A 12,824-nucleotide genomic window follows, 5' to 3' on the forward strand; every position below is an offset into this window, starting at 1 on the left:
GGTAACATCAATTGGTTTTTTTCTCTGAAGGAATGTCAATCTCGGCATCTGTTTTTAAGGGCAGGCCAAAATTCGGCGTTCCGTCTGCATTCCAGCTAAACTTTTGCGCTCTGGGTGAACGAAAACTACCACAGCCTTGCCCTGGTTTATCATTGGCGTGATACAGAATCCAATCTTCTTTTCCATCAGGCGACTTAAAAAAAGAATTGTGGCCGGGAGCATAGACACCGTTTTCAACCGACTTTTGGAACACTGGTTTAGCAGATTTAACCCAGGCTTTAGCATTGAAGAAGTCGCTGTTTAAATCAGCGGAGAGCATACCTAAGGCATAAAAATCTGTCCAACAGCCACTTGCTGAGTAAATAATAAAAATTTTATTGTCGTGAATCAAAAACTGCGGTCCTTCGTTAACACTAACATGAGGTGGGTTGTTTGGATCGTTTAAATCGCCATGTTTTTCCCATTCAAACTCCGGCGAAGATATTTTCACCCGGTCACCATCTACTGTCCACGGGTTTTTAAGTTTAGCCATAAATATCTCCTGCTTTCCGTTTTTATCACCCTCCCATCCAGACCAAATCATAAAAAGCTGCCCTTTAATTTCTGCTACATCTCCATCGATAGCCCATTTATTTGTAGGGTCAGAAATTTGTCCTTTAAAAACCCAATCACCCTGCATTGGGTCGGCAGACGCATTTTCTAAAACATACATTCTGTGGTTTTCATTCCTGCCGTCGTCTGCAGCAAAATAAGCGTACCATTTCCCACGGATATACATCACCTCCGGTGCCCAGATATTTTTCGAATAAGCGCCGATTGCAGGCGCCTTCCAAATGGTTTTATGTGGCGCATCTTTTAAACCGGCCAGGCTTTTACTTTTCCAGAGTTCTACCCTATTGCCAGTACTGTTTGTGTAATAATAATAGCCGTCCTTATAAAAGCTATATGGGTCGGCGCCAGCAGGAAGCAATGGGTTTTTAAAAGTTTGGGCATTTAAGGTTGCGGCGATGAAAAGCGCTAATAAAAACAGGAATGTTCTCTTCATAAAAAGTAACTATCTAAAACAGGGATTTTTCTTTTTTCACATCTGTAGCCGCGTCAATCTTCGTATAACAGTAAGCGGCACCAAACAGAATTTTCTTAAAAACTAAGATAAGTAAAACATATTAAAAGACAAGAACCATTACTTCAAAGCAAATAAACATCGCTTTACTTGCAAATTAAAGCATCTTTCGAAATCAGAAAAAAAATTTAAAGAGAGAAAAAAATTATCGCCTGACTAGATTCAATTGAATTTCATTTCATAATTTGCGCTCTTAACGGATAAGGAAATGGCTTCAGGTTTTTTTGCAATTTTGGATGATATAGCAGCTTTGATGGACGATGTAGCGGTAACCGCTAAAATTGCCACAAAAAAAACAGCCGGAATACTCGGCGATGATTTGGCTGTAAATGCAGAAAAAGCGACAGGTTTTCTATCCTCAAGGGAACTTCCTGTACTTTGGGCAATAACAAAAGGCTCATTTGTAAACAAACTTATCATCGTTCCCATTGCATTGCTGCTCAATGCTTTTTTTCCTGTTGCCATTAAATTTATACTGCTAATCGGTGGTTTTTACCTCGCTTACGAAGGCGCAGAAAAAATTTTCGAATACCTCTTTCACCGCTCAGAGGCTGCGCCGCAGTCCACTGAAGTTATTAAGGACGACAAAGATGCTGAAAAAGCGAAAGTCAAATCGGCCGTTACCACAGATTTTATCCTCTCCGTAGAAATCGTAATCATTGCATTGGGCACGGTGCTTACTGAAAATCTTACCTTGCAAATTGTTACGGTTTCCATTGTGGCATTACTGGCAACCATTGGTGTTTACGGAATTGTTGCCATTATCGTTAGAATGGACGATACCGGCTACAAGCTTATCAAACGCTCACAAAATAAAGGGTTTTTAAATGCAGTGGGCAATTTGCTGGTTAAAGCTTTGCCAATTCTAATCAGAATTTTAGCCGTTGTTGGCACCATTGCACTCATACTGGTTGCGGGTGGCATTTTCGTACACAACATTGATTACCTTCACCATTTATGGCCTGCTCTGCCATCAATGGTTAAAGAATTTTTATTTGGCTTAATCGGTGGTTTTATTGCCTTGCTCCTTTTTACAATCGCGAAAAAGATATTCAAGCTTTTTAAAAAGTAATTATTTACAATTTCACTTCGTTTAGTATAGGACTCTGACTGGCATTAACCTGATAGGTACTTACCTTATTTTCATCAGAAACTTCTACAATCCGGTAACCTTTGTATGCCGTTCCCCAATTGCCTCCAATGTGCGAATCAAAGAAATGCGGAAGTTTGTTTGTATAAAAAACGCTATCCAAACTGTGGTCGTGACCATGAAACACAGCCTTAATATTTGGATACTGATGCAAGAGACTAATCGTATCCGGACATTCTACAAACGGACTTTCTGGCACCCAAAAATGCGGCGGAATATGTAAGATTACGAAAACAGTTTCGAGTGTTTTAAACTTTTCAAATTCCTGGTTCAAAAATTTGTTATCCGGGCAAATATATGTGCCTTTCGTATCAGAAGTATTTGCCAGCACAAAACCAGTTCCGTTCTTTTCAAACGAAAAATTGTCTTCGTAGCCGAATACAGACTTCCAGATTGTCGCATCGGCATGGTCGTGATTACCCGGAATTGCATAAAATGGAACTTTTAGCCGGTCGTAGTAATTCTTTTTCACTTCCGATAAAAGTTCAGGGCGGTCGTGTACGAGGTCTCCGTTTATAATTACGAAATCTAGTGGCGTTTGTTTATGCGCTTCATTTAACCAGCGCACAATATTTTCATGGTCATTTTTAAAGTCAGTTCCGGGTTGTCCATAGTGTCCGTCTGATGCAATTGCAAACCTTAATCTGGCCTTCTTTTCAGGATATTCTGTGTTTTGCTGCGTTTCGCTTGCCGCTGAAATAACCGGAGCCAGCCCAGCCATAACAACTGAGGCCAAACTACTCTTTATAAAAAATCTTCTACCCGACATGGTTGTGCTTTTAAGTTGAAACAATACTAATCATCATCATCTTTTTTCTTTTTCTCCAGGATAACAAAAGCGCTCCTTTTCGGCGCAGGCATAACAGCGTTCTCACCTTTTACAGATTTCCAGATTACTTCATTTAAATCCAAATCCGGAGCGGAGTCTTCTTTTGCGAAATTGAAAAGTTCCGACCGCTTGCTGCTTTCATTAACCGCTACATTTCTATTATCAAGGTTGATTAAAGGTGTTATCACGTTGTAGGGTGTAAAGTCTGGCTTATTGGTAAAGCATTCAAACAATGGCACCGCTGCTGCGTCATACTGGCTCATTGGCGGCAAACCAAGGATGAGTTCCATCGTTCTTAGAAAACCCGAAGTTGAATACATGGTATGAACTGCCGTTTTCTTTTTCACATAAGGCCCAACAACATAGGCGGGCGAACGGTGTGCATCAACGTGGTCGGGGCCGTTTTGAGCATCATCTTCAAGGATAAAAACAACAGACTCTTTCCATACTTCGCTGTGCGATAACCGGTCTAATATCCTGCCTACGGCCAGGTCATTATCAGCAACAGCAGATTGAGGCGATACTTTGCCCTTTTTCTGTCCGCTGGTATGGTCATTTGATACCCTTAAAGTACTAAATTGCGGAACTGATTTGTTTACTAATAAAGAGTCGAAATCTTTTATCCAGGCATCGGCACGTACCTGGTCGGTAATATCCATATCGAAGCCTGGCGAGCTTGCACACATGTGCCCCTGAAGCGATTTTATATTTGCTTTTCCATAATCGCCAAATTCCCCATAACTGCGGTAAGATATACCGGCCCGCTGGCAATAATCCCAGATAAAACCGCCTTTTGGATAGGTTACCGGGCGGCCGCCTTCATAATTGGTGGTCCCTCCGCGGGCGCCATAACTTGTTGGCCACGTTTTTTCAACCACATCAGTTGCGTAAGCCGCCATACTCCAGTTGTGTCCATCAGCACTTACTTCAGCATCAACATAAAAATTGTCGAGCAACACGTAATTTTCGGCAAAAGCATGCTGATTAGGCGTAATCTTTCTCCCGAAAAGTGTTAAGCTCGAATCGCCATTTCCCTGAGGCATATCTCCAAGCACCTGGTCGTAAGTCCGGTTTTCTTTAATGATGTAAAATACATGCTTAATCGGCGATTGCTCTCCTTGCCTGCGGGGTATCGGGTTTCCCTCCTCGCCATCGGCAATTAAGGTTCTCTTATCCGTAAAGGGCGTATTGGCATAAACCTGAGTGGTATATGCTTTCAGCTGCTCTACCTTTGGCACATCAATAAAAGATAATGTTCCCTTAAACAAGCCTGCTATATATTGTAACTTATTGTTTGCGGTGCTACCCATCTGGTAGCCACTATTATCTGCTTTTGAAATGGGTTGTGGTCCCTGCGGGTTTGCCATAGAGGTGTTCCCCTTTCCATTGCTAACCATAATTTTTGAACCTACAACTTTAACGCTTGTAGGATACCAGCCTACCGGGATAAAACCCTGACTCTGACTCGTTCCAGGTTTGCTCACATCAAAAACGGCCAGGCAATTGTTATCTGCATTGGCAATGTAAAGTGTTTTTTCATTGGCGCTTAATGCAAGTCCGTTGGTGGTAGAACCGGTTAGCTGCGTGGCATATAATGTTGTTGCAATGGTTTCAACTACCTTATTGTTTAACGTGTTGATGACAGACACGGTGTTATCATTTGCATTCGCCACAAAGAGGTAATTTCCCTTTTTGTTTAGCAAAAGTTCGTTCGGATGGTCGCCAACGGCTATTAGGCTGGCAATTTTTTCGGCTGCGAGGTTTACAATAGCAACCGCCCGGCCGCCCCAAAGCGAAACGTAAAGAGAGCTTTCATCAGGCGAGAGGATGCAACTGTAGGCAATAGCAGGCAACTGAATCTTTTTCAGAATTTTTTTCTCACCCGGATTTATAATATACAAGCTGCTGTCTTCTTTTGTTACCGTAAAAAGCCTGCTGTTATCTTTATTCACTGCAATACCCGCCGGACTGATTTTTCCTTTTGGCCACACCTCGCCCAGTTTAATGGTATCGATCTTTGCAAGCTTGTTGGCGTTGATACCAAAATCCAAAATAATATTATCATTTCCACCAGACACATAAAGATGCTTCTCATCCCTGCTGAATGCTAATCCGTACCAAGATTTCTTTAGTATTTTTTCATCAAGAATCTGTTCCGTTTTTGTATCAATAAGCTGAACCGACTGGGTGCTTTGCCCATTGTTCGTAATTGCCGCGAACTTTCCGGAAGCACTTACCTGCATGTTCAAAGGCAAATCGCCAAGCTGAATTGAATGCCCTGCCGGACTAAGTTTCCATCCGTTAGGCAACAAAATTTGTTTACCACCCTGAATTTTTCCGGGTTGCTGCGCCACAGCGCTGTTGACGCAAAAGGCTGTAAATAAAATGAAAAGATATTTCATTATTGAATGATTTTATTTAATGATAGAGCGCCATCAAAAGTAAGCAGATGATGTTAAGTTTATGTTAACCGGAAAATGAAAACACAAATATTACAAACCATTTTTTAATTGAATTTACTAAAATGCCCAACAATTTCGCAACGATATTTCTTATCGTTCGGTCATCAACTTGTTTGGTTTCTCTGCCAGGGTTAACCGTTACAGCTAACAGATTTGGTACTTAGCGCAAAAAATTTGTAAGTTAAACGGCAAAACATTTCTTCGCTTCGACCATGCATACACTGTTACCGTTTTTTTTGGCCATGATAGCGGCCATTGTTCTTTTAAATATGTGGGCAACGAAGCTCCGGGTAGCTTATCCGATACTACTGGTTGTAGCGGGCTTATTAGTTAGCTTTGTACCGGGCTTGCCAGTTGTTAAAATAGACCCCGACCTCATATTCTTTATTTTTTTGCCACCCCTTCTGTTTGAGGCATCATGGTCAATCTCCTTCAAAGAAATGAAAAAATGGTGGCGCATTATTGGCAGTTTTGCATTTCTTGTCGTTTTCTTCACAGCCCTTTCCGTTGCGCTGGTAACAAATCACTTCATTCCGGGTTTTAGCATTGCCATCGGGTTTTTATTGGGTGGAATTGTTTCACCACCTGATGCGGTGAGCACAGGCGCCATTATGAAATTTGTGAAAATTCCCAACTCTACTTCGGCCATTTTGGAAGGCGAAAGTTTGTTGAATGATGCATCCTCATTGATTATTTTTCGCTTTGCATTAGTTGCGGTTGGAACCGGGCAGTTTATATGGCAGGAGGCTGCAACGAGTTTTATATGGATGGTGGCCGGCGGCGCCGGAATCGGTCTTGCTCTTGCATGGTTCTTCGTTCAGGCGCATAAGCGATTGCCTACAGATGCCCCGTCAGATATCGTATTTACACTTATCGAACCCTATATTCTGTACTGGGTAGCCGAACAGCTGCACAGCTCGGGCGTTATGGCTGTAGTTTGTGGCGGGCTGTTTATGTCGGCCAGGCGAATGATTTTTTTAAACAGCGCCAGCCGGATTCGCGGTTACAGTGTTTGGGAAAGCTTTGTTTTCATTTTAAACGGAATCGTGTTTCTCATTATCGGATTAGAACTCCCTGAAATTGTTGCAGGCATAAAAGCCGAGGGAATTCCTTTGCGCCTGGCCATAGAATATGGTTTTTTGGTCACTGGGATTTTAATTGCAGCAAGGATGATAAGTTCTTACGCAGCGCTAATCGCTACAACGATTTTCAGGCCAGGCGTAATGCCGCATGCCTCGTCAAAACGAAGGCGTTGGATGATGCCGCTTTTACTTGGATGGACCGGCATGCGGGGTGTAGTTTCCCTTGCCGCAGCACTGTCCATTCCGGTAACCTTAAAAAGTGGCGTAGAATTTCCGCATAGAAATTTAATTCTCTTCATCACCTTTATGGTTATTTTACTCACCTTATTAATTCAGGGCCTTACACTTCCCTACTTAATTAGCCGAACGCACTTTTTCGATGGCCTTCTCAGTGAAGAATCCGAACTAACATCGCGAAACAAAATGAAGCAAGGCCTGAAGCAACATGTTTACGAAGTGCTGAAAAAGAAATATGATAATGGATTACAGGGTGATGCTGGCATCGAAAAAATATTAAAACAATGGGAAGACCGGGCGAAAGCCAGCGATGACAGCTGGATGAATGAGCAAACAAAAATGGTTTTTATCGAACTTCTGGAAAGTCAGCGGAAGTACCTCACACAGCTCAATAAAGACTCTTCCATTGATGAAGAAATCATTCGTCAGCAATTCTACCAAATAGATTTAGAGGAAGAAAGATTGAAAATCATTTAGCGCAAGTTACAGCGCAAAAAGAAACACCTTGCGTGTTGCAAGGTGTTTCTTAAATATTTATCAGGTAAATGTCTAGTAACAACCGTGGAAATCTGTAATTGTTTTCCTTATTTTTTATTTTTTTCATTTCTACAGCGTTCGCTGCAATACAACACTTCATCCCAGTTTTGGGCCCACTTTTTTCGCCATAAAAACGGACGCTGACAAGCTGGGCAAACTTTCGACGGAAGATTAGCTTTTTTAATCATTTTCATCAACCGAAGTTATTAAAAATTGCCGAGGTATAATTCTACCTTTTTGCAGGCTTTATATATAGCAAAATCGTTGCAAATTAACCAGGATTTGTAGCCTGAATTTTACAGCGCAGTAAGGCTGCATCGCTTATTTTAGCAAAAATTTTTAACCCTATGTTTAAATCTGTTTCATCTTTCGCATTTTTTGTAGCCCTAACCGCAACAACTTTAGCACAAACCACTACACCCGCAACCCAGACACCGCAACGCAGGCGCAACGAACCCCGCCCGTATACGCTAACTATCGTGAACAATACTAAAGTAGCGATAGATTCGGCTAAAATCAACGCAGCTTTTAAAGCAACCTATCCCGCCTTCGCAACAGCAGATGGCTACCGCACAAAACGAGAAGTAACCATGCGGGTAATTGATACAGCAAACAATTTTACATTGAAGGCCGTTCCCGGAGAAATTGTTGCCAACAGTAAATGGATAAAAAAGAAGAAAAACCTCGCCAATTTCCAAATGAACCTGCAAGATGCCCTGCATCAAAACTGGTCGTCTGTTGATACCATAAAGAAAGATGGCTATCAACTGGTTTTCATTAATAAAAATTCTGCTTTCAACCCGAAAATTAAACAGGAACTGATTGAAACTTACTTTAAAGTTTTTCCTGTGCTGGTGAGCACTTTCAATGATAAAACAACGCATGATGTTGTTTTCGTAACTGATACCGCCTACAAAGGTGTGGCAGAAGCGAGTGGAAACCGAATTCTGTTTAGCACAACATATATGAATGCGCATCCAACCGACATCGACATCGTAACTCACGAGGGCATGCATCTTGTTCAGGGTTACGGTTATGGCTCTGGCCCGGTATGGCTAACCGAGGGTATTGCAGATTTTATCCGCTATAAATACGGTGTTGACAATGTTGGCTCGAAATGGGCTTTGCCTGCACTAACAGAAAAACATAACGAAAAGAAATACGAAAACAGCTACCGCGTAACTGCACGCTTTTTTGAATGGATAGACCAAAAAGTTAAGCCGGGTATGATTATTCAAATCGACAAGGAATTAAGAAACCATACCTACACTGCTGATACCTGGGTAAAACTTTCGGGCAAAACAATAGATGAGCTTTGGAGCGATTACGCCAAAAACCCTGAGCTGAACCTTAAATATAGTGGTAAGGAAAGAATATAATCTGAAACAACATCTTGAGGCCGTTAAAAATGCCTTTTAATGGCCTCAAGATATTTTAGGTTATTCGTTTTCGCAAAGCTAATGTCGTGACATTGATTAAACTGCACGAATGCCTTGAGTGCGTCTGCAAACTTATCGATAAACTGATCATCCAAAATAACAGCTTCAAAATGAAGGTTGTGCACGAATAAAATATTTTTCTTTCGGTCGGCTTTTGCGTCCATACGAGCAATGAACCTTTCGCCGGCGAGTATTGGCAGACAGAAATAGCCATAAAGCCTTTTGGGCGCAGGCACGAAACACTCCACCTGGTAATCAAATTCGAAAAAATCATTCAAGCGGTGTCGAAAAACATTTAGCACGTCAAAAGGCGAAAGAATAAAAACATCGTCTGCTAATTGCACATTAGTATTTGTCCCGGCCAACATAAATAGCGGTCCTTTCACACCATTTACCTGAACGGGAAGAACCTCACCTTGCTCGAACATCTTTGCCAGTTCAGTTTTCACCAGATTTCCTTTTACCCTTCTCGCCCGCCAGTTCATTTCTTTTACAGAACATATTCCCAAAGCGCCTAGTGTTCTTTTAATGATGTAGCGGGCAAATTCTTCCGGAGCAGGCATTTCCATATCAATTTCCTGAGGAACCAGATTTAGAGGCACATCATAGCGTTTATGAAACTTATTATCGCGGCTAATCATTAAAACGCCCTGGAAATAGAGCCTTTCCAGCGCAACTTTTGTAGGCCGCCAATCCCACCAGCCCGTACTTGCTTCAACGCGGTCATCATCAAAATCACTTACTTTTACCGCCCCGTCCCGTTCCACCCGATCGGTAATTTGTTGCATAAGCTGGCTTTCGGGCTTACTCAAGTCGATTGCCTTTGCTTTAAAAGCCTCCTTAACTGGTAAAGAAAATCTATAATCATTCATTGGTAAGTAGCCAGATTCCGAACTAAAATATTCAAACACCTTTCCATCGTCGCAAAGTTCGGCAAGCCAGCTCGTTTCATAATCCGGAACCCTGGCAAACAGTGCGTGGTGGTGTGCACGCTCTACAACATAATTTGTATCCAGCTGCAAATAGCCCAGATGTTCGATAAAACGGTAAGCTGCGTCAATTCCGTAGCCGAATTGCGCCTTGCCGGCCAAACCTGCAGCATTTATGATAATTTTTCTTGCTTCAGATTTCGTTAGGATGATAGTTTGCATCATACTAAATTAAGAAATTTGTTCGCTGATAGTTAATCGGCTGAAAGAAAGAAATCTGGCGATTATCGCCAGCGGTTCTTAAAAGCCAAGCTTTACACCTGGTTGCTTGCGAAGGCACCAGGTTGTCATGCAACGCAGGTTTTGCACATTTGTCGTTTTAATGGGCTCAGTCAATTCGGCGCCAAGCTTGCTGGTCAATTCAAGTAACATCTCCTGGTTAACAAGAAAACGTTCTGAATCATCGGGCAAAAGGTAACGGCCATTTCCGGTTGCTATAACGGCAGATTCGATGCCGATATTGGAAGCCAGCCTGCAAAATAAATATCCGCCAGGCTTTAATACCCGCCAGATTTCATTCAACATCGCATCAAAATGCGCCCGACTTTCGGCAAAGTGTAGCACTGCACTGCTGATTACCAAATCAAACTTATGGTTTTCAAAAGGCAGATCTTCTACAGGTGAAACCAGAAAATTTGCATCCAGACCTTTTGCAACATATTGTTTTGCAACATGTTTCATTTCTGCAATGGCTTCAGGATTCTGATCCACACCATAAACATCGAAGCCGTTTTTTAAAAAATACAGAAGATTTCGCCCCGTTCCGCAGCCTGCATCTAAAACGGTTTTAGAATTTGCGTAAGTTCCCTTTAGCAACTGGTCAAAAAGATAAATATCGATGTTCCCGAAGGCATCCTGAAGATTATAACTGGTGCTCATTTAAGTGCAAATATAAAGAATGAAAGCATCGAAAATACTTTGGCTTTAGAAACAAATCTCTTTAAATTCTACAGAGTTATTTTCATCATCGTACAGAAAAAGCTCTATATTTCTTCACGATGAGCTGGAAAGATGGCAAGGGCATGCCATCCGGCTTTGCCCTTGTTGTTTAACCAAAAATACGGGTGGCTTCGAAACACCAAGATAAATGTTGCTAAATATTATTTCCTTTTTACTTACTTTAACTCAAGAATGTATTCGCCTTTTGCAGGTATCGAGATTTTTGAATCGAATGCAAATGTCTTTCCTGTGAGCACATCTTTTCCGCCTGTAAATCCCTTAGTGAGGTCGGTGAAGCGTTCCATGGTCACATCCTGTTCTTTAAGGCCGCTGTTCAACATCACCAAAACCACTTTTCCAGCCTTCATTCTTCCGTAAACATAGATACCATTCCGGGGTGCATAGTGCATCATTGTTCCCTGCGTTACCGGAATACTCGTTTTGCGCCACTGAAGCAGTTTTTGCAAATAATCCCATGCCTCATTCTGCAATTCGCTACGCCCCGCTTTTGTAAATTCATCTTTCTTATCTCCCGGCCAACCGCCCGGAAAATCTACCCTTAAGCGGCCATCCCCATCTTCTTTTGTACCAGCCATTAATACTTCTGTGCCATAATATATCTGCGGAATGCCACGGGTGGTTAAAAGCAAAGCCAATCCCTGCTTGTATCGTTTAAGATCAGTATCCTCCTTTCTGCTAAACCGGCTTAAATCGTGGTTATCCAGGAAAGTAAGCATGTTGTATGGGTCGGCATAAATAAAATCCTGAGCTATATCTTCAAAAATATCATTCAGATATCCGTTATCTGTCTGGCCATCAAATGCTTTTTGCATGGCAAAGGTGAGCGAAAAATCCATTGGTGTTTTCAGATATGGATTTTTCTTATTCAAGGCCGACTTTGCCTGCCACCACGCTGGCGATGTGGCTTTGTTATACCAGGTTTCGCCGACAATATTGAAATTTGGGTATTCATCATAAACTTCCTTGTTCCACCTGGCCAGAAAATCAAAATCCATGTATGAATAAGTATCTTGTCTTATGCCGTCGATTCTGGCATATTCAATCCACCAGATGCTGTTTTGGATTAAATAAGTTGCAAGATGAGGATTTCTTTGATTGAGATCCGGCATGCCTCTTGTAAACCAGCCATTCAAAAAAGTGTTTCTTTCGGTAGGTGATGCATGTATGTCCATAACGGAAACCGTAGCATGGTTGGTTTGCAGGAAAACACCATCATTGTTGATCCAGTTTTTGGCGGGCAAATCCTTCATCCACCAGTGCGAGCTACCGCAATGGTTTAGCACCATGTCCATCACCATTTTCATCCCTTTCTGGTGCGTCGTTTTTGTCAGTTCTTTAAACTCTTCATTCGTACCGAAGCGTGGATCAGAATTATAAAAATCGGTTATGGCGTAACCGTGGTAAGAGCCGCCCCGCATTTTGTTTTCCTGTATAGGATTAAGCCAAACGGTTGTAATACCGAGGTCTTTCATGTAATCTAATTTCTGGCTAACCCCTGCGTAATCACCACCATGACGGGCATTCGGGCTATTTCTATTCACCGAAACACTATCCCAGTTGTCATTCGCAGTGTTTCCATTTGCAAAGCGATCCGGCGTAATCAGGTACAGTACATCGGCAGCGTTAAAGCCCGAAGCACCCGATTTATCCGTACGGCTTTTTATTGGATACTTGTAAACGAACTGCTCGGCGCCTAAAGTAAAAGTGATGGGAACATTTCCGGCTTTTGCAGTTTTGGCTACGTTAACGTACAAAAATACATAGTTAGGGTTTTCTACCTTGGCCGCTGATTTTAAAGTGACCCCAGGATAGTTAATGCTTACTTTCGCATTCGCAATGCCCGGCCCGTAAATTAGAATCTGGAACTCTGATTTCTTCATGCCGGTCCACCAGTTGGCGGGTTCTACCCTGCTTATTGCAATCTTCGCGAAAGCACTTGCCGCATTCAGAAAAATCAGGAACAACAGCATATTAAATATTTTTCTATACATCGCTAGTGGATTTTTAATTTTTAAA

General features: G+C 42.0%; 10 protein-coding genes. 3 read left to right on the forward strand and 7 right to left on the reverse strand.

Features of this window, described 5'->3' with window-relative positions; translation table 11 throughout:
• Window positions 1-7: 7 nt before the first annotated feature.
• Window positions 8-1,045 carry a glycoside hydrolase family 43 protein gene (locus AC0IWT_RS05855; protein ID WP_471796390.1) on the reverse strand — a complete coding sequence of 346 codons (1,038 nt, stop codon included), beginning with the start codon at window positions 1,043-1,045 and terminating at the stop codon, window positions 8-10.
• Between the two features lie 286 nt (window positions 1,046-1,331).
• Between AC0IWT_RS05855 and AC0IWT_RS05860 the strand changes: the two genes are divergently transcribed.
• Window positions 1,332-2,195, forward strand: coding sequence for a DUF808 domain-containing protein (locus tag AC0IWT_RS05860; protein WP_471796391.1), 864 nt, complete (start codon window positions 1,332-1,334; stop codon window positions 2,193-2,195).
• A 4-nt stretch (window positions 2,196-2,199) separates the two neighbouring features.
• Here the strand turns inward: AC0IWT_RS05860 and AC0IWT_RS05865 are convergent, their stop codons facing one another.
• Together AC0IWT_RS05865 and AC0IWT_RS05870 are read right to left on the reverse strand one after the other, a co-directional pair.
• Complete coding sequence (locus AC0IWT_RS05865; RefSeq protein WP_471796392.1) at window positions 2,200-3,042, reverse strand: metallophosphoesterase family protein; 843 nt, start codon at window positions 3,040-3,042, stop codon at window positions 2,200-2,202.
• Between the two features lie 26 nt (window positions 3,043-3,068).
• The gene (locus AC0IWT_RS05870; RefSeq protein WP_471796393.1) at window positions 3,069-5,504 is read right to left on the reverse strand and encodes an alkaline phosphatase family protein; all 2,436 of its coding nucleotides are present in this window, start codon (window positions 5,502-5,504) and stop codon (window positions 3,069-3,071) included.
• Window positions 5,505-5,776: 272 nt separating this feature from the next.
• On the opposite strand from AC0IWT_RS05870, the gene AC0IWT_RS05875 reads away from it, so the two are divergent.
• Window positions 5,777-7,360: a Na+/H+ antiporter gene (locus AC0IWT_RS05875; RefSeq protein ID WP_471796394.1), complete on the forward strand. Its 1,584-nt coding sequence runs from the start codon at window positions 5,777-5,779 to the stop codon at window positions 7,358-7,360.
• A 107-nt stretch (window positions 7,361-7,467) separates the two neighbouring features.
• On the opposite strand, the gene AC0IWT_RS05880 is transcribed toward AC0IWT_RS05875, so the two are convergent.
• On the reverse strand, window positions 7,468-7,614 hold the full coding sequence (locus tag AC0IWT_RS05880) for a DUF2256 domain-containing protein (protein ID WP_471796395.1): 147 nt from the start codon (window positions 7,612-7,614) through the stop codon (window positions 7,468-7,470).
• A 153-nt stretch (window positions 7,615-7,767) separates the two neighbouring features.
• On the opposite strand from AC0IWT_RS05880, the gene AC0IWT_RS05885 reads away from it, so the two are divergent.
• Window positions 7,768-8,799: a basic secretory protein-like protein gene (locus tag AC0IWT_RS05885; RefSeq protein WP_056872533.1), complete on the forward strand. Its 1,032-nt coding sequence runs from the start codon at window positions 7,768-7,770 to the stop codon at window positions 8,797-8,799.
• Between the two features lie 23 nt (window positions 8,800-8,822).
• On the opposite strand, the gene AC0IWT_RS05890 is transcribed toward AC0IWT_RS05885, so the two are convergent.
• The 3 genes from AC0IWT_RS05890 to AC0IWT_RS05900 form a co-directional block, all read right to left on the reverse strand.
• On the reverse strand, window positions 8,823-10,013 hold the full coding sequence (locus AC0IWT_RS05890) for a winged helix-turn-helix domain-containing protein (protein WP_471796396.1): 1,191 nt from the start codon (window positions 10,011-10,013) through the stop codon (window positions 8,823-8,825).
• Window positions 10,014-10,088: 75 nt separating this feature from the next.
• Complete coding sequence (locus AC0IWT_RS05895) at window positions 10,089-10,727, reverse strand: class I SAM-dependent methyltransferase (RefSeq protein ID WP_471796397.1); 639 nt, start codon at window positions 10,725-10,727, stop codon at window positions 10,089-10,091.
• A 236-nt stretch (window positions 10,728-10,963) separates the two neighbouring features.
• Entirely contained in the window at window positions 10,964-12,799 is a 1,836-nt protein-coding gene (locus AC0IWT_RS05900) for a glycoside hydrolase family 13 protein (protein ID WP_471796398.1), read from the reverse strand.
• Window positions 12,800-12,824: the final 25 nt, after the last annotated feature.

The sequence above is a fragment of the Pedobacter sp. AC464 genome (genome assembly GCF_979253075.1).